Consider the following 25,386-nt stretch of genomic DNA (forward strand, 5'->3'; position numbering starts at 1 on the left):
AGGAGAGGATCAAGCCGCCTCGATGAAGGCGTGCGCGGCGCGCGCCTTCTCCGATGCACGCAGCGCGCTCAGCGCCTGTTTTTCGATACGGCGGACACGCTCGCGCGTTAAGCCGGTGCGCTGCGCGATTTCATCGTACGTGCGTGGCTGGTCGTCGCCGATCCCGAAGCGCTGGCGCAGTACGTCGGCCTGCGCCGGCGGCATCGTCTGTAGCAGCGCAGCGACGCAAGCGTTCAGGCGGCTGCCCGCAAGCGCTTCGAACGGATCGACGCCGGTTTCATCCTCGATCGCATCGACCAGCGACACCTCGCCCTCCGCCACCGGGGCGTCAAGCGACATCGGTTCGCCCGGCAACGCCAGCAATGCGCGTAGCTTGTCTTGCGCAAGCCCCGTGAGTTTGGCCAGTTCGTCGAGGCTGGGCTTGGTGCCCGTCCGCTGACGCAGTTGATGCGCGGCGCGCCAGACGCGGCTCGCCTCGTCGCCCACATGAACGGGCACGCGTATCGTGCGCGCCCGATCGGCGACGGCTCGCGAGACGGCTTGACGGATCCACCAGGTCGCATACGTCGAAAACTTCCACCCGCGTCGATACTCGAATTTCTCGACGGCACGCATCAGCCCCAGGCTTCCTTCCTGGACGAGGTCCGCCAAATCGAGCCCGCGGTGTTGATAGCGCTTGGCGATCGACAGCACGAGCCGCAAGTTGGCTTCCACCATACGGGCGGTCGCGCGCGCGACACGGGCCTCGGCGGCGGCCGCTTCGCGCCGCCGCGCCGGGTCGTTAAGCGCGGTACCGGCCGCATTGCTCAGAATTTCACGCCCGGCTTCGATTTCGATTGCCAGCGCAACTTCGTCCTCTCGCGTCAACAGCGGCACCGAATGCATGCGCCGCGTGAAGATGGTCAGCGGGTCCGTCGAGACGCGTGCACCCGCCGCGGCATCTTCGAGGACCGCGCTCGCGTGTTGGATGCTATCGCTGTCCACATATGCGGCGGTGTCCTCGATCTCGAAGCCGTTTTCGAGCGGCCGCTCCTCGAGTACGGCGATGCCGACCTCCGATAATGCGACGAGCAGGCGCTCGACGAGATCGGGGTCGTCGGGAAGCGCATCGGCCAGGTCCGCTTCGGTCAAGTAGCCTTGGCGACGGGCGAGCTCGAGTAGCTGGGCTAGCGTGTCGGAATCGACGGATGGCTCGGCGAGCGTCGCGCTCCGACGCAGAAAGGGCGCGTCGAATGACGCATTCGTATGCAGATTCATATGATCGACGGGCACGACCCGCTCAAGCAAGGAGACGACGAACCGCAGGCTGCATGCCGCAACCGGTTAGGATCCCTAACGAAAGCGAGGCGCGAACGCGGACGCCCGCGATGCCGCTGCTCTCGTACGGAACCGCATGTGGGGGCGAGCGGCGCAACTTCAATCGGGCGAGCGTGGCCCGCCCATGCCGACCGCCCCGGGGCGGATTGTCGCGCTAGGCGGTGCGGCGAATGTCCACATCGTCGCTGTGGCCGTTCGGTACGGCCGTCGGCCTGCCGAACCAAGGGACTTCGCTTTGCAGCGACGCCGCGTAGGCGGACCAGCCCTGCGGGTTGCCGGGAAACAAGTGCTCGCGCACAGGCGCGGACAGCGCCGCATGATCGAGCGGCGTTTCCAGCAGCAGTTGCGGCCATAGACAGAACGCCCGGAGCGCGGCGGCCGCGAATTCGGGCACGGTCATGCGTTCGTAGGCATATTCGAGTAACGGGACGTCGGCCAATAGCGGCTGAATGTCCATCAACTCGCCCAGCGTCTGCTCGGCGCCCTCATGCTCCATCAGCAGGCTCGTCGTCTGTAGAACGCCGCCCAAGTGCAACAGCAAGGCTCGGCGTTCGTGGTTCTCGTCCATACGATGCTCCTTGCCGCATCGATGCGGCCCTCGATTTTGGTACGCGCCTCGGTGCCACGGGCTCACGGGACGATGATAGTCATCGTAGGCACGCGCGGCGAAACGGCTGTTGATCGGCATCAAGCCGGGCGAATCGCCGCAGAGCGTGCGCTTGCTTGACGACGATCAAGGGGCGCGAGCGCCGCCGCGGCACGATGGACGACATCGCTTTGCATGCCTAGCTCGCTGCCATGACCCAATCATTGCGCGTTACACCCGATTGCCTGCGCCGCACGTGCGATCCGAAGCAATTCGACTTCGGCACGACCGCAGAGTTGCCGGAATTGGACGAAATCGTCGGACAAGACCGGGCGCTCGAGGCGATCCGGGTGGGCGTCGGTATCGGACACGACGGCTACAACCTATTCGTTCTCGGTCCCACGGGCGCCGGCAAGCGGACCTTGCTCGAGCGTATCATCGGCGACCGCGCGAAAGCCGAGCCTGCACCCGACGGCTGGTGCTACGTGAACGATTTCGAGCAGCCGCACAAACCGCATGCGTTGCGTTTGCCGCCGGGCCGCGCCACGACGTTGCACCGAGAGATGGACCAGCTCGTCGAGGAATTGAAAGTCGTGATTCCGGCGACGTTCGAAAGCGAATCGTATCGTGCGCGCGCCGAGCGGATCGACGCGGAGTTCAACGAACGGCACGAACACGCGTTCGCCGAGCTCGGCGACGAAGCGCAGCGGCACAACGTGGCATTGATCCGTACGTCGATGGGCTTTTCGCTCGCGCCGATGCATGGCGGCGATACGCTGAACGAGGAGCAATACGAAGCCTTGCCGGAGAGCGAGCGGGCGGCCATCGAGGCGAGTATCGGCGGGCTCAAGGAGCAACTCGAGAAGTTGCTGCGGCTCGTGCCGGTTTGGCATAAGGAGCGCCGCGAGCGGATCCGCGCGTTGAATCGCGATCTGGCGCTGGCCGCGGTGTCGCACCTCGTCGACGACGTCAAACGCGGCTTCGTCGATCTACCGCGCGTGCAGAACTACTTGGACGCGGTGCAGCTCGACGTGCTCGACAACGTCGATGCGTTTCGCAAGACGCCCGAAGGCGACATGACGGCGGGCGAATCGCTCTTCGCGCGCTATCGCGTAAACGTCCTGCTCGATCAAGACGCGGCGATGGGCGCACCGGTGGTCTTTCAAGACTTTCCGTCTTATCAAAACCTGATCGGCCGAGTCGAGCATCGCGCGATGTTCGGGACGCTCGTCACCGATTTCACCTTGATCAAGCCGGGCGATTTGCACCGCGCGAACGGCGGCTATCTGTTGCTCGAAATGGACAAGGTGTTGCGCCAGCCGTTCGCATGGGACGCGCTCAAGCGAGCGCTGTTCAAACGGGAGGTCCGCATCGAATCGCTGGCCGAGATGTTTAGCATGGTCAGCACGGTATCGCTCGAACCCGAGCCGATCGCGCTCGACGTCAAGGTCGTGCTCTTCGGAGATCGTTGGCTCTATTACTTGTTGTACGAACTCGATCCGGACTTTGCCCAGTTGTTCAAGGTTCCCGCCGACTTCGAGGACGATATTCCGCGCGACGGCGACAATCAAGTGCGCTATGCGCGGTTGCTCGCATCGGTCGCGCGCTCGCACGGGCTTCTGCCGCTCGATCGCGAAGCGGTCATGCGTGTCATCGAACAGCAGGCGCGCAGCGCCGGCGACGCCGAAAAGCTCTCGTTGCATATGCGAACGCTTGCCGATTTGCTGCGCGAGGCCGATTTCCATGCTCGCGAGCGCAAGGCTGCGGCCGTCGAGCGTCAGGATGTGGTGCGAGCAATCGCCGCCCAACTCGCGCGCCACGACCGTATTCGCGAGCGTTTGCGCGAGGCGATGCTGCGCGGCACGCTCTTGATCGATACCGAGGGCGCTCGCGCGGGACAAGTCAACGGTTTGTGGGTGACGCAGTTCGGCGGCGCGGCATTCGGCCAGCCGGCACGGATCACGGCGCGCACGCATCTAGGCGAAGGCGAAGTCGTCGATATTCAGCGCGAGGCCAAGCTTGGCGGCAATATCCATTCGAAAGCGGTCATGACGCTCGCGGCTTACCTCACGGCGCGGTATTCGAGCGGTCAACCGCCATGCGTCTCGGCGAGCCTAACGTTCGAGCAAACCTACGGCGAGGTGGAAGGAGATAGCGCGTCGGTCGCCGAGTTGTGCGCGCTGCTGTCGTCGCTCGGCGAGGTGCCGATCAAGCAATCGCTCGCGGTGACCGGATCGATCAACCAGTACGGCGAAGTGCAGGCGATCGGCGGCGTCAACGAGAAGATCGAGGGCTTTTTCGATCTGTGCGTGGCACGGGGCCTGACGGGCGAGCAGGGGGTCGTCATTCCGCGCGCGAACGTCAAGCATTTGATGTTGCGCGAAGACGTCGTCGAAGCCTCGGCGGCGGGGCGGTTTCACGTTTATGCCGTCACGTCGGTGGACGAAGCGATCGAATTGCTAACGGGCGTGCCGGCCGGCCAGGCCGACGCGCAAGGCGCATTCACGCCCGATACCGTCAACGCACGCGTGTGTGCGAAGCTCGCGAACTACGCTGCGGCCCGTCGCGCGTTCGCGCAACCGATCCGCGCGACGATGCTGCGCCACAAGTGGCACGCGGCCGCAAACAGCTACGCGCGCGCAAGCGCGAAGACCAAGAAGGGAGAGCGAAATGAATGAGCCTGCCGCCTATATCGCGTACCAACCGCTTGGACATGGCCTCGTGTGCGCGGTGATGGTGCTGGTCGACGGGAGCGACGTCTACGGCTGGTATGCGGGCCCATTGCGCGGGCAGTACGTCTCGGCGTTCTTCATGCTCGAGCATTACTACTCGATTCATGAGACGGCCTTTTATCACAGCGTCGGCGACGACGTATACGACGATTGGGTACTCGCTTATCCGCCGAAGGATATCGGGCTCGGCCCACGCTCGCCGCTGCCCCAGGGCGTGGGACACGAGCTCGAGCGCGCTCAAGCGGCCTTCGTCGCGGAATGGCTCGTGTTCAGCGAGGATGAGGCGCACGCGGCCGATGTCGAGTGGTATCGCGCGCGCAGCCTTCCGCTCGAGCATGTCGGCATTCGTTGCGACAAACTGCCGAAATTCACCGAGACGCCGCTCGAGTGGACCTATGCATCGCCCGCGCTCGACCTCAACATTATCGAATGCTTACGCAAGCGCTGGCCGCTCGATTTCGCACTGGCGGCTTGATCGCGCGTCCGGCGATTTTTCTTGGATCCCGGTTCATCGGGCGATATATCGAGGATTATTTTTTTGATTGTATTGGCTTTTGCTCATAGGATAGCGGGCGTATTCATCCAAACGATCCACTATCCAGGGCTGCGCCATGCACATCGCCATCGTTTCTTTCGACGGATTCAACGAACTCGATTCCCTTATCGCGTTCGGTATTCTCCATCGCATCAAGAAGCCGCAATGGCGCGTGTCGTTGTGCGGGCCGGGTCCGGAAGTGACGTCGATGAACGGACTCGTCGTTCGCGTCCAGTCGCGGCTCGAGGAGGCGAGTGACGCCGATGCCGTACTGGTGGGCAGCGGCTCGAAAACGCTGGAGATCGTGGCCGATGCGCAGACGATGTCGCGACTTGCGCTCGATCCGTCGCGACAATTGATTGCGGCGCAGTGCTCGGGGGCATTGATTCTGGCGAAGCTCGGCTTGCTCGGCGGCGTTCCCGCCTGTACAGATCTGACCACCAAACCTTGGGTGCAAGAAGCCGGCGTCGAAGTGCTCGATCAGCCGTTCTTCGCGCAGGGCAACGTCGCGACGGCGGGCGGGTGCCTGGCTTCGCCGTATCTGGCGGCGTGGATCATCGCCCGCACGGAAGGCGTGCAAGCCGCTAAAGAGGCGTTGCACTACGTAGCGCCGGTCGGCGAGAAGGCCGCTTACGTGGACAATGCGTTCAAGCACCTTTCGCCCTATCTACCTCAATGAAGCTTGCGCGGTAAGCTGTCCCGCATTATTTAAATTTCCCCTCGCTGGGCCCCGCCCAGTTGACCTGCATCAACGTCGGTCATCGACGCGACGTATCGCTCGCCGACACGTTGTCGCACGAAATATCACTCTTTGATGTAGTTGATCGGCATCAATCCGACGGATGGGCGGACCGGTTAGTTTGTGAATCGTCGGCGCATATGCGTCCGACGCAAACGTCGAGTGCTTTGCACTGACGTTCACAATGAACCGATAGGGGAACCGTCATGAACATCCGTTCGCTGACTCAGCGAAGCGGTCACACGCTGGAAATCTGGACGCCCGAGGACAAGGCCTTTTGGGAGCGCGAGGGCGAGGCCGTCGCCAAGCTCAACCTCTGGATCTCGGTGCCCGCATTGTTCCTGGCTTTCGCGATCTGGCAGGTGTGGAGCGTGGTGGCCGTGAGCCTGCCGGCGCTCGGTTTCAAATACTCCACCGATCAGCTCTTCTGGCTGGCTGCCGCGCCGGCGCTTAGCGGCGCTACGCTGCGCATCTTCTATTCGTTCATGGTGCCGCTGGTGGGCGGCCGCAGATGGACGGCGATCTCGACTGCCTCGCTGCTCGTCCCGGCGCTCGGTATCGGCTTCGCCGTTCAAGACAACACCACGCCTTACGGCACGATGCTCGCGCTTGCTTTGTTGTGCGGCTTCGGCGGCGGCAATTTCAGCTCGAGCATGGCCAACATCAGCTTCTTCTTCCCGAAGGAGCGCAAAGGATCTGCGCTCGGCGTGAATGCCGGGCTCGGCAACCTCGGCGTGTCGGTGGTGCAGTTTCTGAGCCCGCTCGTCGTGACGGCCGGTGTGTTGGGCATCTTCGGCGGGGCGCCGCAAACGATCGTGAAGGCCGGTCATACGACGCAAGTCTGGATGCAGAACGCGGCTTTCATCTGGGTGCCTTGGATCGCGATCGCCTCGCTCGCGGCATGGTTCGGGATGAACGATATCGCCGAGGCGAAGGCCTCGTTCGCGACGCAAGCGGCTATCTTCCGGCGCAAGCACAACTGGCTGATGTGCCTGCTCTACCTCGGAACCTTCGGTTCGTTCATCGGTTACGCCGCGGGCTTTCCGCTGCTCATCAAGAATGAATTTCCGAGCATCAATCCGCTGGCCTATGCCTGGCTCGGCCCGCTGATCGGCGCGATCGTGCGTCCGTTCGGCGGCTGGCTGGCCGATAAGCTCGGCGGCGCGCGCGTGACGATGTGGAATTTCGTCGTCATGGCGCTGGCGGTTGGCGGCGTACTGTTTTTCCTGCCGTCCGGCCCCTCGGGCGGCAACTTCGGCGGCTTTTTCTTGAGCTTCCTCGTGCTGTTCTTCACGACCGGCATCGGCAACGGTTCGACGTTCCGGATGATTCCCGTGATCTTCCTCGCGTTGAATCTGCGCGAAGCTAAGTCGAGCGATCGGGAGGCGGTCGAGGCCGCCACACGCCAAGGCAATACCGAGGCAGCCGCCACGCTCGGCTTTTCCGCCGCGATGGCCGCATACGGCGGTTTCTTCATTCCCAAGAGTTACGGCAGCGCGATTGCCCTGACGGGCGGTCCCGAGGCGGCGCTGTACCTCTTCATCGCTTTTTATGTCGTCTGCATTGCGGTCACCTGGTGGCAATACGCCCGCCGCGGCGCACCGATGCCTTGCTGATTTCGGAGCATCCATGAGTCATTTTCTCAATCGACTGATTCACTTCGCGCTGCCGTCCGAGCGCTTTTCGGAAGGACACGGCGTGACCACGGGCGAGGACCGCAAGTGGGAGGATGCATACCGCAATCGCTGGTCGCACGACAAGATCGTCCGTAGCACGCACGGCGTGAACTGCACGGGCTCGTGCTCGTGGAAGATCTACGTGAAGGGCGGCATCGTCACGTGGGAGACGCAGCAGACGGACTACCCGCGCACGCGCTGGGATATGCCCAATCACGAACCGCGCGGCTGCGCGCGCGGCGCGTCCTATTCGTGGTACCTGTATAGCGCCAATCGCGTCAAATACCCGATGGTGCGCGGCCGCTTGCTCAAGCGCTGGCGCGCGGCGCTCGCGGTGCATGCGGATCCCGTCGATGCGTGGGCGTCGATCGTCGAGGACGACGCCGCGCGGCGCGACTACCAACAGGTACGCGGCATGGGCGGTTTCGTGCGCAGTACCTGGGAGGAAGTGAACCGGCTCGTCGCCGCCGCCAACGTCTATACGATCAAGCGCCACGGGCCCGACCGCATCATCGGCTTCTCGCCGATCCCGGCGATGAGCATGGTCAGCTACGCGGCAGGTAGCCGTTACTTGAGCCTGATCGGCGGCGTCTGCATGAGCTTTTACGACTGGTATTGCGACTTGCCGCCCGCAAGCCCGCAAGTGTGGGGCGAGCAGACGGACGTGCCCGAGTCGGCCGACTGGTACAACTCCACGTTCATCGTGGCGTGGGGCAGCAACGTGCCGCAAACGCGCACGCCCGACGCGCACTTCTTTACCGAAGTGCGCTACAAGGGTGCGAAGACGGTCGCGATCACGCCCGACTACAGCGAGGTCGCCAAACTCGCCGATCTGTGGCTGCATCCGAAGCAAGGCACCGATGCCGCGCTCGCCATGGCGATGGGCCACGTTGTGCTGACCGAGTTCTTCTTCCGCAAACGCAGCGCCTATTTCGACGACTACGTCCGCCGTTACACGGACATGCCGATGCTTGTCATGCTGCAACGGCAAACATTGCCCGACGGGCGCACGACGCTCGTGCCGGGCCGGTATGTACGTGCCAGCGACTTCGAAGGGCATCTTGGGCAGACGAACAATCCCGAGTGGAAAACGGTGGCCTTCGATCGCACGGGCCGCACGGTGCTGCCGAACGGCTCGATCGGTTTTCGCTGGGGTGCCGAGGGCCGTGACGACATCGGCAAGTGGAACCTGGAGGACAAGGAAGCGCAGGGCGGCGAGCAGACGCGCCTGAAGCTGTCGGTGACCGAAGACGGCACGCAGTCGCACGAAATCGTCGACGTCGCGTTCCCGTATTTCGGCGGCGAGCACAACCCGCATTTCCCGTCCAACGAGCAAGACGGCCGCGTCAACGTGGCCCGCGTGCCGGCCGTACGGCTGACGCTGGCCGGCGAGGGCGGCAATCAAGAAGCCTATGTGGCGACGGTGTTCGATTTGCAGGCGGCGCAGTATGGCGTCGACCGCGGTTTCGGCAGCGGTGCGGCGAACTACGATGTGGACGCGGCGTACACGCCTGCGTGGGCAGAATCGATCACCGGCGTCGCGCGTTCGCAAATCGTCGCGCTCGCCCGGCAGTTCGCGGAGAACGCCGACAAGACGCACGGCAAGTCGATGGTCATCATCGGCGCCGCGATGAATCATTGGTACCACGCCGACATGAATTACCGCGGCGTCATCAACCTACTGATGATGTGCGGCTGTATCGGCCGCAGCGGCGGCGGCTGGGCGCACTACGTCGGCCAAGAGAAGCTTCGGCCGCAAACGGGCTGGACGGCGCTCGCGTTCGCGCTCGATTGGTCGCGTCCGTCGCGTCAAATGAACGGGACGAGCTTCTTTTACGCCCACACCGATCAGTGGCGTTACGAAAGGCTGAATCCGGGCGAGATCGTCTCCCCGCTCGCCGATACGTCCAAGTTCGGCTCGAGCATGATCGATTACAACGTGCGCGCCGAGCGCATGGGCTGGTTGCCCAGCGCGCCGCAATTGAAGACGAACCCGCTGCGGCTCGCCCCGATGGCGAAGGCCGCCGGCCAGGGCATCGGCGACTTCGTCGCTCAAGGGCTCACGAACGGCGACTTGCAGATGAGCTGCGAAGACCCCGATGCTCCCGAAAACTGGCCGCGCAACATGTTCGTCTGGCGCTCGAACCTGCTGGGTTCGTCCGGTAAGGGGCACGAATACTTCTGCAAGCACTTGCTGGGCACAAGCAACGGCGTACAGGGCAAAGACTTGGGGCCGAGCGATGCGAAGCCGCACGAAGTAAATTGGCACGACCAGGCACCGGAGGGCAAGCTCGATCTGCTCGTCACGCTCGATTTCCGGATGAGCACCACGTGTCTCTACTCGGACGTCGTGCTGCCCACGGCGAGCTGGTACGAAAAGAACGACCTGAACACGAGCGACATGCACCCGTTCATCCACCCGCTATCGGCGGCCGTGGACCCGGTTTGGCAATCGCGTTCGGATTGGGAGATCTACAAGGGCTTCGCGAGGGCGTTCAGCGACGTGTGCGACGGCCACTTGGGCGTGGAGCAGGACGTCGTCATGACGCCGCTCATGCACGATACGCCCGCGGAATTGGCGCAACCGTTCGACGTGCGCGAATGGCGCAAGGGCGAATGCGCATTCGTGCCGGGCAAGACGGCGCCGCAGATCACGCTCGTCGAGCGCGATTATCCGAACCTCTACAAGCGCTTCACCGCGCTTGGACCGCTCATGTCGAAGGTCGGCAACGGCGGCAAGGGCATCGCCTGGAAAACCGAGGACGAGGTCCGGCAGTTGGGCGAGCTCAACGGCGTGACCGAAGAGGCAGGGGTCACGAAGGGCATGCCGCGCATCGTGACCGATATCGACGCGTGCGAGGTGATCTTGCAGCTCGCACCGGAAACGAACGGCCACGTTGCCGTCAAAGCATGGGAAGCGCTCTCGAAGGCGACCGGCCGCGACCATACGCATCTCGCGTTGCCGCGCGAGGACGAGAAGATCCGCTATCGCGACGTGCAGGCTCAGCCGCGCAAGATCATCAGCTCGCCCACTTGGAGCGGGATCGAAAGCGAAACCGTGAGCTACAACGCCGGTTACACGAACGTCTACGAACTGATCCCATGGCGCACGCTGACGGGCCGGCAACAGTTCTATCAAGACCATCCTTGGATGATCGCGTTCGGCGAAGGGTTCTCGAGCTACCGTCCGCCCGTGGATCTGAAGGCGACGGATTTGATGAACGGCGTCAAGCCGAACGGCAACACGGAGATCGTGCTGAACTTCATCACGCCGCACCAGAAGTGGGGCATTCACAGCACCTACAGCGACAACTTGCTGATGCTGACGCTCAATCGCGGCGGCCCGGTGGTGTGGCTCAGCGAGGACGATGCTCGCCGCGCGGGAATCGAGGACAACGACTGGATCGAGCTCTTCAACGTCAACGGCGCGATCTCGGCCCGAGCCGTGGTCAGTCAGCGCGTGAATCCGGGCATGGTCCTCATGTACCACGCGCAAGAAAAGATCATCAATACGCCGGGCTCGGAAATCACGGGCGTGCGCGGGGGCATTCACAACTCGGTGACGCGGATCGTACTCAAGCCCACGCACATGATCGGCGGATACGCGCAACTGAGCTACGGCTTCAACTATTACGGAACGATCGGCACGAACCGCGACGAATTCGTGGTCGTGCGCAAGATGCGCCGCGTCGATTGGCTCGACGAGCCCGCCGCGGGCAGCCCAGGTCAAATGCAAGGAGCAGGACAATGAAAGTGCGCGCCCAAATCGGTATGGTGCTCAACCTGGACAAGTGCATCGGGTGCCATACGTGCAGCGTAACGTGCAAGAACGTGTGGACGAACCGGCCCGGGGTGGAGTACGCCTGGTTCAACAACGTGGAGACCAAGCCGGGCGTCGGCTACCCGAAGCAATGGGAAAACCAGGAGAAGTGGAACGGCGGCTGGATTCGTAAGAAGGACGGCTCGATCGAGCCGCGCCAGGGCGGCAAGCTGAAGGTTTTGTCGAAGATCTTCTCCAACCCGAATCTGCCGCAGATCGACGATTACTACGAACCGTACACGTTCGACTACGATCATCTGCAAAGCGCGCCCGAAATGAAGGCGGCGCCCACGGCCAAGCCGCGCAGCTTGATCACGGGCCAACCGATGGAAAAGATCACGGGCGGCCCGAACTGGGAGGAAATCCTCGGGGGCGAATTCTCGAAGCGCAGCCAGGACAGCAATTTCGAGCAGATCCAAAAGGACATCTACGGACAGTTCGAAAACACGTTCATGATGTACCTGCCGCGGCTGTGCGAGCACTGCCTGAATCCGGCCTGCGTGGCGTCGTGCCCGTCGGGCTCGATCTACAAGCGCGAGGAAGACGGCATCGTCCTGATCGACCAGGACAAATGCCGCGGCTGGCGCATGTGCGTGAGCGGCTGCCCCTACAAGAAGATCTACTACAACTGGAAGTCGGGCAAGGCGGAGAAGTGCATCTTCTGCTATCCGCGTATCGAGGCGGGACAGCCGACCGTCTGCTCGGAAACCTGCGTCGGACGCATTCGCTATCTCGGCGTGCTGCTCTATGACGCGGATCGCATCGAGGCCGCCGCGAGCGTCGAAGACGAGAAGGCGCTCTATCAAGCGCAGCTCGACGTCTTCCTCGATCCGAACGATCCGGCCGTGATCGAAGCGGCGCGCCGCGACGGCGTGCCGGAAAACTGGCTACAGGCCGCGCGTAACAGTCCCGTGTACCGGATGGCCGTCGAGTGGCAGGTGGCGTTGCCGCTGCACCCCGAGTACCGGACGCTGCCGATGGTCTGGTATGTGCCGCCGCTTTCTCCGATTACGGGCGCGGCGCAAGCCGGCCATATCGGCGCGAACGGCGCGATCCCGGACGTCAATCAGCTTCGCATCCCCGTGAAGTACCTGGCCAACCTTTTGACGGCGGGTGACGAAGGCCCGGTCGTGCGCGCCCTCGAACGGATGCTCGCCATGCGCGCCTATCAACGCGCGAAGCACGTGGACGGCGTGACGGACGACGCGGTGCTGCGTCAAGTGGGCTTAAGCGTGGAAACGATGGAGCATATGTACCGCGTGATGGCGATCGCGAACTACGAGGACCGCTTCGTCATCCCGACCTCGCATCGCGAGTATGCGGAGAATGCGTTTGACATGCGCGGCGGCTGCGGCTTCAGCTTCGGCGACGGCTGCAACCATGGCGACGACTCGAGCCTATTCGGCGGCGAGGGTAAGCGCACGATTCCGATCAAGGTGGAGAACTGATCATGGTTCAATACGATCGAGCCGACGACGGCTTTTCGATGACGTTGCGTGCGCTCGCCTATTTGCTGCGCTATCCCGATACGCAATGGCGTGTCTATTTGGAAGAGGTGGGCGAAGCCTTGCGGGAGGCCGGCGCATTGAGCCGCGCTCGTCTCGCGCAAGTCGAGGCGTTGATCGCCTCGATCGCGCAAGCCGAGCAACTCGACGCCGAAGCGGCTTATGTCGAACTCTTCGATCGCGGGAGAGGGACCGCGCTGCATCTGTTCGAGCATGTTCACGGCGACTCGCGCGAGCGGGGGCCGGCCATGCTCGATTTGATCGCCACCTACGAGCAAGCCGGGCTTGCATTGCGCACGGATGAGCTGCCGGACCATTTGACGGTGTTGCTCGAATACGCCTCCACGCAACCGCGTGAAGCGGCGGTGGCATTGCTCGGCGAGGTTGCGCACATCTTGCAGCGCATCCATGGTGCCGTGGTCAAGCGAGGCAGCGCGTATTCGGCTGTCATCGGCGCGCTGCTCGACCTGGCCGGCGTACGCGCCGACGCCGCGGCGCAGGCCGAACACGAGCCCGAGCCCGAACCCGACCTCGATGCAAGCTGGCAGGAACCCGCCGCCTTCGACGGCTGCGGCAATCAAGGTCAACAAGGCAGGCAAGGCCAACCAGGGGCGGGGCAACCGCAGCCGGTGCACATCGTGCGCCGGGCCGCCGCCGATTCACCCGCAGCGCATAGCGCCGCCCAAGGAGCACGGGCATGAGCACCGCATTCGATACGTTTTTCTTTTCCGTTTATCCGTATATCTGCCTGACGATTTTCTTGCTTGGCAGTCTCGCGAGATTCGAGCGCGCGCAATACACGTGGAAAAGCGATTCGTCGCAACTGCTGCGGCACGCTCAACTGCGCTGGGGCAGCAATCTGTTCCACATCGGCGTGCTGTTCCTGCTGTTCGGACATACCGTGGGTTTGCTTACGCCGCACGCATTGTATTCGGCGTTCATCACGGCCTCGCAAAAGCAGATGCTGGCCATCGTTTCGGGCGGCACCGCGGGCACGCTGTGCTTCATCGGGCTCACGATGTTGTTGCATCGGCGTTTGTTCGATCCGCGCATTCGCAGGACGAGCCGTTCGACCGATATCGCGATTTTGGCCGTGCTTTGGGTGCAGTTGTGCTTGGGGCTGCTGACGCTGCCGTTCTCTTATGCGCAACGCGCCGATGCTCATGAGATGCTGGTGCTGGCCGATTGGGCACAGCGGATCGTCACGCTGCGTCCCGACGCGAGCGCGATGGCATCGGTGCTATGGCCCTTCAAGCTTCACCTTGTGCTCGGCATGACGGTATTTTTGTTGTTTCCGTTCACGCGCCTCGTGCATATTTGGAGCGGCTTCGGTACGCTAGCCTATGCGTTGCGTCCGTACCAGCTCGTGCGCTCGCGCCGGTTAGGTCCGGCGGCCCGGCGTAATGGGATGGGGCGCGGCGTTTGAGGCCGCGGCGGCCTTCGGGCCGCCTCGCTTGCATTGTCTTGTTCTAGTCTCGCGAACGTCGATTGGAGAAGCATGATGAGTGCCAATTCAAGCCCTCAATTGCCGGCTGCCACGGCTAGCGATATCCGTGGGATCGTCGGTCCGCTCGAAGACGAGGTCATCGCGCGTATCGTTGACGTCGGCGCGACGAGCGCCGAAGTGCTCGACGCCTACACGCGCTATCGATCGGATCAATTGCAAGAGAAAAAGCTCGACTACGAGCTACATGGCAAGGCCGCTCGCGTATTCGACATCTTGCAAGCGGAAGAGCCTGAGGACGACGGGCCAGGCTGAACGAACGCCGAACAAGAAGACAAAAAGACGCCGCCGCGGTGCCCGGAAACGTCCGAGTGCCGCGGCGGCGTAGTCGTTCTTTCCTCGGTGTAGCGCGCGACTGACTAGCGAGCGTCCTTGCCGTACGGCGGCTCGGCATGCGTCTTCACTTCGCCGCGCATTTTGCTCACGACTTCTTCCAGTTGCCGCGACGTAGCGTCGAAGGCGTCGCGCAGCGCCACGTAGGCATCTTCGTGCGCCTCGCGATTCGAGACGATTTCGTGACCGGGCAGCGTCAGATCGATTCGAACCGCAAACGGTTTGCCCTGATGCTTGTGCTTCTCGTCGCAGACGATTCGGACTTGGCAGCGCATGAGTTCGCCATAGTACCGATCGAGCTTGGCCGCCTGTTTGGCCACCGCGGCTTCGAGGGCTTCGGAACGGGCGAGCCCTTCGAAAGAGATCTCCAAGGGTAGTTTCATATCTGTTCTCGTTAATGGATGACAAAGGCATGCCCGCGCGCATCGGTGCGGGTGGGCTCATCCTCATGCGATGGACGAAGCCCGTTAGCGTCTCCATTGTTCGCCCCAGACGCGAAATGCGGGTTGACGCCGATCAACCGGGCGAGCTCACCGCATCGATCGAGCCGCTCCTTGACGCTTCCTTGTCCTACGAAAAGGCGTGCCCCGTTGCCGTGGAGCGGCCTTGACGTTCGTCAACGAGGCCTCGAGGGGGCGGCCTAGACTGGCTTAACACCGCCACCATACGAGCGACGAGCGATGGCCAAGCGAATCGTATTCCTCTGCATTCTGACGCTGCCCGGCGCGTTCGCCGTGCTCGCCGTCCTATGCCTGCATCCTCGTTGCCGGGCGCGAATCGTGGCCTTTGCGGGCGGTGCGCGATTGCCGAGCCGCTTTGACGCGCGCGCGCTTTTTCGGAGCTTCGCATGCAAACGCAAGAAGTCGACGTCGCGGACGATTATGTCCAACTGAAAGGCCTATTGACGGTGCCGCCCGATGCGCACGCGATCGTCGTGTTCGCGCATGGTAGCGGCAGTAGTCGATTGAGTCCGCGCAACCAGGACGTGGCCCAGGTGCTCGAGCAGGCAGGCTTCGCCACGCTACTGTTCGATCTGCTGACGGCGCAAGAGCATGCGCTCGATGTCGTATCGGCCGAGTACCGCTTCAACATTGCGCTACTCGCGCGCCGGCTCGAAGGCGCGCTGGATTGGCTGCGCACACGGGCCGATACGCGTTCGCTGAGGATCGGTCTCTTTGGCGCCAGCACCGGCGCGGCGGCGGCCCTCGTCGCCGCTTCGGCGAGGCAAGCCGAGGTGGACGCTATCGTCTCGCGCGGCGGCCGTCCGGACCTCGCGCGCGAGGCGCTGGCCCGCGTCGCGGCCCCCACGCTGCTCATCGTCGGCGAGTTCGACGATGAGGTTATCCGCCTGAACCAACTTGCGGCTGCGCAGATGCACTGCGAACACCGCATCGCGATCGTGCCGGGCGCAACCCATCTGTTCGAGGAGTCCGGCACGCTGGAGCAAGCCGCGTATCTCGCGCGCGATTGGTTCGTGTCGAAGCTAGGCCAGAGGCGGCTGTAGCGCGGCTGCCTTGCGCCGCCGGTTAAGGCGGGGAGGGTTCGCGCTTGACGTGGATCAAGACCCCACTAGGGTTTCCTCGGATATAAAGTGCATGCGGCTCGAACGAACGAACGATCGTACGAACCGCAGGAGCGATCGGCCATTCCCGGGCCGGGCACACTTAACGTAACCGACAAGCCGCCGCCATGCGCCATCCCGCGTCATCCGAGCACGAGCACGCGCCAACGTCTCGCCATCGCATCGGTCGTTCATGCACCCGATGGGCGATCGCGGCCGCAGGCATCGGGATGCTGGCTGGATGCCTTTCGCTCGCCCCAAACTACACACGTCCCGCGCTGCCTGTGCCCGCCAGCTATCCAGCCGATACGGGCGTGAGCCCGGCGACGGCCGGCGCCGGGCTCGCGGCGCCGGCGCTTCCCGATTGGCACGACTACTTTCTCGACCCGCGTTTGCGCGCGTTGATCGAGCAGGCGCTCGCGAACAATCGCGACTTGCGGATTGCATCGGCTCGAATCGATGAGGCCAGCGCGGTCGTCGGCCTGCGCCGTTCCGCGCAGTTTCCCAGTGTTGATGCAACGGCTACCGCGGCCCGCTATCGCTTGCCGGCCGGTTTATTGAGCCCGAAGCCCATCGTCGGAGATCTCTACGACGTAGGCCTTCTTCAAAGTACGTGGGAGATCGATCTATGGGGCCGCGTGCGCAATGCGAAGGCGGTTGCCCTAGATACGCTGTTCGCGGCGCAGTCGACGCGTGACGCCGTGGCGTTGAGTTTGATCGCGCACGTGGCCGACACGTACTTCGGCATCTGCGAGTTGGACGAACGTCTGGCGTTCACGCGCGAGACCATCGCGAGCCGTGAACGCTCTCGGCATATCTTCTCGCGCCGTTACGAAGTCGGTGCGACGTCAAAGCTCGATCTCGAGCAGTCCGAGATATTGCTCGATCAAGCGCGCACGTTGGAGGCACAGCTTGCCCAAGCGCGCGCCGCGCAGGCGCATGCATTGAACGTGCTCGTCGGCGCGCCGGTGCAATGGGAGACGCGCGATCGGCCGCTCGACGATGCGGCGGTCATGGCTCGAATCGAAGCCGGATTGCCGTCCTCGCTGCTCGAGGCTCGGCCCGATATCGTCGCGGCGGAGCAGCGCTTGCGTGCGGCAAACGCGAACATCGGCGTGGCGCGGGCGGCGTTCTTCCCACGCATCGCGCTGACGAGTTCGATCGGCAGCAGCAGTACGCAATTGAGCGATCTGTTTTCCACGAGCGCAGGAACTTGGGCGTTCATCCCGAACCTCACGCTGCCGATTTTCGATGCGGGCCGCAACCGTTCGAATCTTGCGCTGGCGAAAGCGCAGCGCGACGAGGCGACCGCGCAGTATGAGCAGGCAATTCAAAATGCGTTTCGCGACGTAGCCGATGCCTTATCCGCCACGACCTGGCTCGCCGCGCAAGTGCAGAGTGCGCGTGCGACGCTCGATGCGCAGACGGAGCGGGCGCGTCTTGCTCGCTTGCGTTACGACGACGGGGCCACGCCGTTTCTCGAAGTACTCGACGCGCAGCGCGATTGGCTGAATGCTGAACAGCAGCTCGTGCAAACGCGCCGTGCGCTGCTCTCGAGCCGTGTCGCGCTCTATACGGCGCTCGGCGGCGCCACCGCAACCGCAGGTCACGCGAACGATTCGGACGGTATCGCGGCCGTGCGCAACTCCCTCACAAACCATGAAAATCACCAATAAACCGGCGCTGATCGCGCTTGCCGTGGCCGCCGCCGTCGCGCTCGCAGGCGGCTACGCATGGCTGAACTGGCGCAATACGGGACCGGGCGACGGCTTTGCGAGCGGCAACGGCCGGATCGAGGCGACGGAGATCGATGTGGCGACGAAGCTGCCCGGTCGCATCGACGACATCTTTGTCGACGAGGGCGACTTCGTCAAAGCCGGACAGCCGCTCGCGAAGATGGAAGTGCAGTCGCTCGATGCCCAACTCGACGAGGCACGGGCGCGCGAGCAAGAAGCGATCAATACGGTGGCGAGCGTCGCTGCGCTCGTCGTGCAGCGCGAAAGCGACAAGATCGCGGCGCAATCGATCGTCACGCAGCGTTCAAGCGAGCTCGACGCGGCGAGCCGCCGTCTGGCGCGCTCCGAAACGCTGTCGCGCGAAGGGGCGTCGTCGATGCAGGAGCGCGACGACGACCGGGCGAGGGTGCGCGGCATGGAAGCGACGGTGCGCGCCGCGCAGGCGCAAGTGGCCGCCGCGCAAGCGGCGATCGATGCGACGCGCGCGCAACTCGTTGCCGCACGTTCGACCGTGGCGGCGGCCAAAGCGACGGTGCAGCGCGTGCAATCGGATATCGACGACAGCCGGCTCTTGGCGCCGCGCGACGGTCGCGTACAGTACCGCGTGGCGCAGGCCGGGGAAGTGTTGCCGGCCGGCGGGAAGGTGCTGAACCTCGTCGACTTGTCGGACGTGTACATGACGTTCTTCTTGCCGGAGACGGTGGCCGGCAAGGTGCCGATGGGCGCGGAAGTGCACTTGGTGTTGGATGCGGCGCCGCAGTACGTGATTCCCGCGACCGTATCGTTCGTTTCCAGCACCGCGCAATTCACGCCGAAGACGGTGGAGACGCAAAGCGAACGTCAGAAGCTCATGTTTCGCGTGAAGGCGCGCATTAACCGCGATCTATTGTTGCGCCATCTGAAGATCGTCAAGACCGGCGTGCCGGGTGTCGCCTGGGTCAAGGTCGATCCGAAAGCCGTATGGCCCCGGCAACTCGAAGTCAAGGTTCCGCAGTGACCGAGTTCGCCGACACGACGAGCGTCGAGGCGGGCACCGCGATGGCGGACGGCGAGGCGCCCGTCGTCAGCATGCGCGGTGTGTCCTTACGCTATGGAAAAAGCGTCGCGCTCGACGACGTCACGCTCGATATCCCGAAGGGCAAGATCGTCGGGTTGATCGGACCGGACGGGGTGGGCAAATCGAGCCTCCTGGCGCTGGCCTCCGGGGCGCGCGCGATTCAATCGGGCAGCGTCTATGCATTGGGCGGCGACATGCGCTCGGCCCGCCACCGCGAAACGGTTTGCCCAAGCATTGCCTATATGCCGCAAGGGCTCGGCAAGAACCTTTACGCGACGCTCTCGGTCGAGGAGAACCTGCAATTTTTCGCGCGCTTGTTCGGGCATGGGGCTTTAGAGCGCCGCCGCCGCATCGATGCGTTGACGCATAGCACGGGGCTTTATCCTTTTTTGTCGCGGCCCGCCGGCAAGCTGTCAGGTGGGATGAAGCAAAAGCTCGGTCTGTGCTGCGCGTTGATTCACGATCCCGATCTCTTGATCCTGGATGAGCCGACGACGGGCGTCGATCCGCTCGCTCGCGCGCAGTTTTGGAACCTGATTTCGACCTTGCGCGCGACGCGGCCGACGATGACCGTCATCGTTGCCACGGCCTATATGGACGAAGCCGCGCGGCTCGATTGGCTCGTCGCGATGGACGCCGGCCGCATACTGGCCTGCGGCACGCCGCAGGCGCTGCTTGCACGCACACAGGCCCCAACGCTCGAGCAGGCGTTCATCGCGCTGCTTCCCGAGGCCAAGCGGCGCGATCATCAGCCGGTGGTCGTCGAACCGTGGCAGGGGGGCGACGGCGACGAAGCGGCGATCGAAGCCGACGGTTTGACGATGCGCTTCGGCGATTTCGTGGCGGTCGATCATGTGAGCTTTCGCATCCGCCGCGGCGAGATCTTCGGCTTTCTGGGCTCGAATGGCTGCGGTAAATCGACGACGATGAAAATGCTCACCGGTCTGCTCAGTGCGACCGAGGGCAAGGCCACGCTGTTCGGCCGTCAAGTCGACGCGAACGACCTAGATACGCGGCGCCGCGTCGGCTACATGTCTCAGGCGTTCTCGCTCTATAGCGAATTGACTGTCCGGCAAAACCTCGTTTTGCATGCGCGGTTGTTTCAGGTCGACCCGGCGCAGATCGACGATCGCGTGCGCGAGATGTGCGAGCGTTTCGGATTGACGGACGTGCTCGATGCTTTGCCCGATCGATTGCCGCTGGGTATCCGGCAACGGTTGTCGCTGGCGGTCGCGATGGTGCATCGGCCCGAGATGCTGATTCTCGACGAGCCGACGTCCGGTGTGGACCCGGTCGCACGCGACAATTTTTGGCGCTTGATGATCGATTTGGCGCGGCGCGATCGCGTCACGATCTTCATCTCCACCCATTTCATGAACGAAGCCGCGCGCTGCGACCGGATCTCGCTCATGCATGCCGGGCGCGTGTTGGCGAGCGGCGCGCCGGCCGAGCTCGTCCGTGAGCGGGGCGCAACCACGCTCGAGGAGGCCTTCGTCGGCTACCTCGTCGATGCGGGCGGAGCGGCCGAGCCCGACACGGAGCAAGCCAAGGCGCCCGCTCCGGTAGCGACCGAAGCGCGCCCCAAGAGGCGGCGGGCCTTCAGTCTCGCGCGCGCGTTCACCTACCTCCGGCGCGAAGCGTTGGAGTTGCGCCGCGATCCGGTGCGCGCCGCATTGGCGCTGCTCGGCTCGCTCGTCCTCATGTGCGTGATCGGTCTTGGGATTAGCCTCGATGTCGAGAACCTGACGTTTGCTGTATTGGATCGCGATCAGTCGGGGTTGAGCCACGACTATGCACTCGGTATCTCGGGCTCGCGGTATTTCATCGAGCAGCCCCAAATCGTCGATTATCAAGATCTCGATCGCCGCATGCGTGCCGGCAGGTTGTCGCTGGCCGTGGAGATTCCGCCCGGCTTTGCGCGTGACTTGACGCACGCTCGCCCGGTGCAGATCGGCATTTGGATCGACGGTGCGATGCCGTTGCGGGCCGAAACGATACGCGGCTACGTGCTCGGCATGCACGAGCAGTGGCTGCGCGATCAGATGCGTCATCGGTTGGGGATGGAGGCCGTCGATCGCGTCACGATCGAAACGAGGTTCCGCTACAACCCCGATGTGAAGAGCCTGCCTGCGATGGTGCCGGCGGTCATTCCGCTGCTGCTCTTGATGTTGCCCGCGATGCTGACGGCGCTGTCCGTCGTGCGCGAGCGCGAGCTGGGCTCGATCGTCAATCTATACGTGACGCCCGTCACGCGGACGGAGTTTTTAGTCGGCAAGCAGGTGCCGTACGTGGTGCTGGCTATGCTGAATTTCGTCTTGATGGCGCTGCTCGCGCATTTCGGGTTCGACGTGCCGCTCAAGGGCAGCATCCTGACGCTGCTTGCCGCCGTCTTGCTGTTCAACATCGTCTCGACGGGCTTCGGCCTGCTCGCCTCGACATTCACGCGCAGCCAAATCGCGGCGTTGTTTTTTACGTTGATCTCGACGCTGATCCCGGCCGTTGAATTTTGCGGTCTCATCAATCCCGTTTCGTCGATGGAGGGCGCGGGGCGCTGGGTTGGCGAGATTTATCCGGCCACCTACATGTTTGCGGTCAGCCGAGGTGTGTTCAACAAGGCCTTGGGCTTCGCCGACCTACGCGCGCATTTCCTGCCGCTGGCATTGGCGATTCCCGTCGTGCTCGGCGCGACGATTGCGCTGCTGCGCAAGCAGGAGACGTAAATGCGTACGTTCGCCACCATTTATCGCCTTGGCGTCAAAGAGCTCTGGAGCTTGGCGCGCGACGTGACCATGCTGGTCTTGATCGTCTATACGTTCACGGTATCGATCTATGCTGCCGCGACAGCACAGCCCGAGACGCTGCATCTAGCGCCGATCGCGATCGTCGACGAGGATGCATCGCCGCTCTCCGCACGTATCGTGCAGGCGTTCTTTCCGCCGCAATTCAGCCCGCCGATGCTGGTCGATACGGCTCAGGTGGATCATGGACTCGATTTGGGGCGCTTCACGTTCGCGCTCGACATTCCGCCGAATTTTCAACGCGATGTGCTGGCGGGGCGGCAGACGCAGATTCAATTGAACGTCGATGCCACACGCATGAGCCAGGCTTTCACGGGAAGCGGCTACGTGCAGCAGATCGCAAGCGGTGAGATTTCGGACTTCGTTGCGCGCTACCGCGGCACCGCGGCGCCGCCCGTCGATTTGGCGATGCACGTGCGTTTCAATCCGAATCTCGAGCATGCGTGGTTCGGCGCGTTGATGGAAATCATTAACAACGTGACGATGCTGTCGATCATCCTTACCGGTGCGGCATTGATTCGGGAACGCGAGCATGGAACGATCGAGCATCTGCTGGTCATGCCCGTCACGCCGCTCGAAATCATGGTCGCGAAAGTGTGGTCGATGGGGCTCGTGGTCATGGTCGCGGCGTTGGCCTCGCTGACGTTCGTCGTGCGCGGCGCGTTGCATGTGCCGATCCAGGGCTCCGTCGCCTTGTTCATGTGCGGCGCCGCGCTTCATTTATTCGCCGCTACGTCGATGGGGATCTTTCTCGCGACGCTTGCGCGCAGCATGCCGCAGTTCGGAATGCTGATGGTGCTCGTCTTGATTCCGCTCGAGCTGCTGTCGGGCGGCGTGACGCCGCGTGAAAGCATGCCGCTTCTCGTGCGCGACATCATGCTCGCCGCACCTACGACGCATTTCGTCGAATTGGGGCAGGCAATTCTCTATCGCGGGGCGGGTCTCGATGCCGTTTGGCAGCCGTTCCTAGCGTTAGCGCTGATCGGATCGATTTTGTTCGCGCTGTCGCTTGCTCGGTTTCGCAAGACGATTGCATTGATGGCTTGAATCGGGCGGCAGCGTTTCCTCCGACGTGACCGCGGCCGATCGGCGCTGGATGTGCCCCAGGACGCAGTCGGCGGGGCTGACTTCCTCTATATCTATGTCTTGGATGTCGACGCGCAATGCGCGAATCCGATCGAACAATGCCGGCGGAAGGGGAATATGCGAATCGTAATCGCATTGGCGGACAACGCACTGCGCAAACGCGGCGAACACAATGGCGCGAGCAGCGATATGCACGCGGTGCGGGCCGCTGCGACGAACTTGGCTAGCGTAGTGGACGGCAACGATGTCGTCGTCGTGCACGATATCGGGCTGCCCGCCGATATTCCGGCATGGGCCGCGTGCGTCCACCGTACCGATGCGGTGGGCGCGCACGACGGGTTGCCTGAACGCATCGACGGAAATCCGGCTAACCGGTTCGACCTCGAATTGCGCAATTGTCTGGCGAGTGGGCGGGCCTGTGCAACGCTGCTACCGATGGTCGAGGTGGATGGAGCCGATCCTGCGTTCGAGCACCCGAACCAGCCGATCGGCGCTGTCCTCGTCGGAGAAAAGGCGCTGGCCGACGCGCGGGCGAAGCGCTGGAGTATCGCCAAGGACAGCGTCGGCTATCGGCGCGTCGTTCCCAATCTGCGGCCGGTGCGGCTACCGCAATCGGAGGCGCTGCGCCGCCTCGTCGACGATCGGACGGTCGTCATTTGCGCGGGAGGCGTCGTACCGGTCGTCGCGCAGGCCGACGGCGCGTGGCATGGCGTCGAGGCCGTCGTCGATCCATATTCTGCCGCCGAGCTGATCGCCGAGGCGATCGAAGCGGACCTATTCGTCATCGTCACGGAGATGGCCGGTGTGTTTCTCGATTGGGGCACGGCCAATTCGAAGTTGTTGCGCCACGGGCATCCGCATGCGCTGCGCGAATTCGCCGATACGGCAGGGGCGATGGGGCCGAAGCTACGGGCGGCGTCGTATTTCGTCGAACGCACCGGACGGCGCGCAGCCATCGGTGCATTGGCCGACGTCGAGCGGCTCGTGGACGGAACGGCCGGCACGACGATCTCATGCGAGCGGGCCGATCCGCGCCGCTTCGCGGGCGGATCGATCGCTTATTGATGCTTCGATTGCCGAAACGCGAGCAGAAAGAAGCGGCGCAACTCGTCGGCCAACTCGGCTTTCGCGGCTGCGAAGTCGAACGTCTTTTCCGGCCGCGAGGGGTAGCGCGACCTTAAAGCAGCCGCTTGGCGCCGCGCGTCGCCGGCCCTCGCCGCATCGAGTTCTGGCGTACGCAGTGCGTGATCGGCCAGCACGGTCACGCGTTCGTGCAGGACCTCCGCCACGCCCCCCGCGACGAACACCCGATGGATCGGGTCGGCGCCGCCGTCCCAGATCGATACCACCCCCGGCTTGATTCGCGTCAGCAACGGAACATGGCCCGGATAGACGCCGAGCTCGCCCGCTTCCCCGGGAAGTACCACGAACGAGGCGGTGCCGCTATAGATTTCGGCCTCCACGCTGACGATATCGACCTGCAAGCCGTGATGTCGCGCCGGCGTCAATGTCTCGTCGTTCATAGTGCGGCCGCTCCCGCGATGATCTCGCACAGTTCGGTCGTGATCTGCGCTTGACGTGTCTTCTGATAGACGCGCGTCAGGTCGCGAATGAGTCGATCGGCGTTTTCCGTTGCCGTGTGCATCGCCATCATCCTTGCGTAATGCTCGCAGGCGCTGTTTTCCGCGACGGCTTGATAGATGAACGCCTCGACGTAGCGCAGCAGCAGCGTCTCGATGACTGCGCCGGCATCGGGCTCGTAGAGGTAATCGGGCGTGGGCGTCGTGCTCGCGCCCGGCGGATGGAGTAGCGCGTCGAGCGGCAAAATGCGGTCGATGCGCGGCTCGAACGCGGGCACTTGCGTCGTGCGGTTATAGGCAATATGGACTTCGTCCAATTCACCCTGCAAAAATTCGCCGAGCGGGACCGAGATCGTGCCGAAGAACGATTCGAAGTGAAGCTCTTTCGAGAGCGCGCCGCTATGCGCGACGACGTCCGCGCCGCATCGCGCGAGCGGCGCCATGCCGCGGGCGCCGATGATGCTCACCCGAGCTTCTACGCCGTCCCCGTCCCATGCGGCGAGCCGATCGACGCATTGCAGCAGTAAGCGGCTATTGAGCGGGCCGCACAACCCGCGGTCGGTGCTGACGACGATCAAGCCCACGCGCCGCACGGGCACCTGCTGACGCAGGAACGGCGACACGAATTCAGGATTGGCCGCCTGCATGTGTAGCGCGATCGCGCGCATGTGTTCCGCGTAGGGGCGAAACGAGCCCGCCCGCTTGCGCGCGGTCGGCGCTTTCGCTCGCGCCAACATTTCCATCGCGCGCGTGATTTTGCGCGTCGTGCCTATGCTTTTGATCTTCGCCTGAATTTCTCGAATATGCATCGGAGCAATTGA

20 protein-coding genes are annotated in these 25,386 nt (G+C 63.5%); 15 read left to right on the plus strand and 5 right to left on the minus strand.

The window, feature by feature from the left end; genetic code table 11:
• Positions 1-9 precede the first annotated feature (9 nt).
• Entirely contained in the window at positions 10-1,257 is a 1,248-nt protein-coding gene (locus AB1286_RS01210; RefSeq protein ID WP_430364951.1) for a sigma-70 family RNA polymerase sigma factor, read from the minus strand.
• Positions 1,258-1,471: 214 nt separating this feature from the next.
• Positions 1,472-1,885, minus strand: coding sequence for a hypothetical protein (locus AB1286_RS01215; protein WP_430361546.1), 414 nt, complete (start codon positions 1,883-1,885; stop codon positions 1,472-1,474).
• A 230-nt stretch (positions 1,886-2,115) separates the two neighbouring features.
• On the opposite strand from AB1286_RS01215, the gene AB1286_RS01220 reads away from it, so the two are divergent.
• The 9 genes from AB1286_RS01220 to AB1286_RS01260 all read left to right on the plus strand — a co-directional run bounded on the left by AB1286_RS01220 (position 2,116) and on the right by AB1286_RS01260 (position 14,669).
• Positions 2,116-4,581 carry an AAA family ATPase gene (locus AB1286_RS01220; protein ID WP_430361547.1) on the plus strand — a complete coding sequence of 822 codons (2,466 nt, stop codon included), beginning with the start codon at positions 2,116-2,118 and terminating at the stop codon, positions 4,579-4,581.
• Positions 4,574-5,110 carry a hypothetical protein gene (locus AB1286_RS01225; RefSeq protein WP_430361548.1) on the plus strand — a complete coding sequence of 179 codons (537 nt, stop codon included), beginning with the start codon at positions 4,574-4,576 and terminating at the stop codon, positions 5,108-5,110. The genes AB1286_RS01220 and AB1286_RS01225 overlap by 8 nt, the downstream gene beginning before the upstream one ends.
• Before the next feature lie 136 nt (positions 5,111-5,246).
• Positions 5,247-5,849: a DJ-1/PfpI family protein gene (locus tag AB1286_RS01230; protein WP_430361549.1), complete on the plus strand. Its 603-nt coding sequence runs from the start codon at positions 5,247-5,249 to the stop codon at positions 5,847-5,849.
• 266 nt (positions 5,850-6,115) lie between these two features.
• The gene (locus tag AB1286_RS01235) at positions 6,116-7,525 is read left to right on the plus strand and encodes a NarK family nitrate/nitrite MFS transporter (RefSeq protein WP_430361550.1); all 1,410 of its coding nucleotides are present in this window, start codon (positions 6,116-6,118) and stop codon (positions 7,523-7,525) included.
• 13 nt (positions 7,526-7,538) lie between these two features.
• Positions 7,539-11,336 (plus strand): nitrate reductase subunit alpha, encoded by a 3,798-nt coding sequence (locus AB1286_RS01240; RefSeq protein WP_430361551.1) that lies wholly within the window; start codon positions 7,539-7,541, stop codon positions 11,334-11,336.
• Positions 11,333-12,853 carry a nitrate reductase subunit beta gene (narH, locus tag AB1286_RS01245; protein WP_430361552.1) on the plus strand — a complete coding sequence of 507 codons (1,521 nt, stop codon included), beginning with the start codon at positions 11,333-11,335 and terminating at the stop codon, positions 12,851-12,853. The genes AB1286_RS01240 and narH overlap by 4 nt, the downstream gene beginning before the upstream one ends.
• 2 nt (positions 12,854-12,855) lie before the next feature.
• Entirely contained in the window at positions 12,856-13,611 is a 756-nt protein-coding gene (gene narJ / locus AB1286_RS01250; protein ID WP_430361553.1) for a nitrate reductase molybdenum cofactor assembly chaperone, read from the plus strand.
• The gene (gene narI, locus AB1286_RS01255) at positions 13,608-14,336 is read left to right on the plus strand and encodes a respiratory nitrate reductase subunit gamma (RefSeq protein WP_430361554.1); all 729 of its coding nucleotides are present in this window, start codon (positions 13,608-13,610) and stop codon (positions 14,334-14,336) included. Before narJ ends, narI begins: the two co-directional genes overlap by 4 nt.
• 75 nt (positions 14,337-14,411) lie before the next feature.
• Complete coding sequence (locus tag AB1286_RS01260; protein WP_430361555.1) at positions 14,412-14,669, plus strand: hypothetical protein; 258 nt, start codon at positions 14,412-14,414, stop codon at positions 14,667-14,669.
• 104 nt (positions 14,670-14,773) lie between these two features.
• Here the strand turns inward: AB1286_RS01260 and AB1286_RS01265 are convergent, their stop codons facing one another.
• Positions 14,774-15,130 carry an HPF/RaiA family ribosome-associated protein gene (locus AB1286_RS01265; RefSeq protein ID WP_430361556.1) on the minus strand — a complete coding sequence of 119 codons (357 nt, stop codon included), beginning with the start codon at positions 15,128-15,130 and terminating at the stop codon, positions 14,774-14,776.
• 464 nt (positions 15,131-15,594) lie between these two features.
• Between AB1286_RS01265 and AB1286_RS01270 the strand changes: the two genes are divergently transcribed.
• The 6 genes from AB1286_RS01270 (at position 15,595) to AB1286_RS01295 (ending at position 24,050) form a co-directional block, all read left to right on the plus strand.
• Positions 15,595-16,251, plus strand: coding sequence for a dienelactone hydrolase family protein (locus AB1286_RS01270; protein ID WP_430361557.1), 657 nt, complete (start codon positions 15,595-15,597; stop codon positions 16,249-16,251).
• Between the two features lie 185 nt (positions 16,252-16,436).
• Positions 16,437-17,984: an efflux transporter outer membrane subunit gene (locus AB1286_RS01275; protein ID WP_430361558.1), complete on the plus strand. Its 1,548-nt coding sequence runs from the start codon at positions 16,437-16,439 to the stop codon at positions 17,982-17,984.
• Positions 17,968-19,041: an HlyD family secretion protein gene (locus tag AB1286_RS01280; protein WP_430361559.1), complete on the plus strand. Its 1,074-nt coding sequence runs from the start codon at positions 17,968-17,970 to the stop codon at positions 19,039-19,041. Before AB1286_RS01275 ends, AB1286_RS01280 begins: the two co-directional genes overlap by 17 nt.
• A gap of 41 nt (positions 19,042-19,082) precedes the next feature.
• Positions 19,083-21,821 (plus strand): ribosome-associated ATPase/putative transporter RbbA, encoded by a 2,739-nt coding sequence (rbbA, locus tag AB1286_RS01285; protein ID WP_430364952.1) that lies wholly within the window; start codon positions 19,083-19,085, stop codon positions 21,819-21,821.
• Entirely contained in the window at positions 21,822-22,946 is a 1,125-nt protein-coding gene (locus AB1286_RS01290) for an ABC transporter permease (protein ID WP_430361560.1), read from the plus strand.
• Positions 22,947-23,102: 156 nt separating this feature from the next.
• Positions 23,103-24,050: a carbamate kinase gene (locus AB1286_RS01295; RefSeq protein WP_430361561.1), complete on the plus strand. Its 948-nt coding sequence runs from the start codon at positions 23,103-23,105 to the stop codon at positions 24,048-24,050.
• On the opposite strand, the gene atpC is transcribed toward AB1286_RS01295, so the two are convergent.
• Together atpC and atpG are read right to left on the minus strand one after the other, a co-directional pair.
• The gene (gene atpC, locus AB1286_RS01300) at positions 24,044-24,508 is read right to left on the minus strand and encodes an ATP synthase F1 subunit epsilon (RefSeq protein WP_430361562.1); all 465 of its coding nucleotides are present in this window, start codon (positions 24,506-24,508) and stop codon (positions 24,044-24,046) included. The genes AB1286_RS01295 and atpC overlap by 7 nt on opposite strands.
• Entirely contained in the window at positions 24,505-25,374 is an 870-nt protein-coding gene (gene atpG, locus AB1286_RS01305) for an ATP synthase F1 subunit gamma (RefSeq protein WP_430361563.1), read from the minus strand. Before atpG ends, atpC begins: the two co-directional genes overlap by 4 nt.
• Between the last annotated feature and the right edge of the window lie 12 nt (positions 25,375-25,386).

The organism is Trinickia sp. NRRL B-1857, assembly GCF_050470685.1.
Classification (GTDB): Bacteria; Pseudomonadota; Gammaproteobacteria; order Burkholderiales; family Burkholderiaceae; genus Trinickia.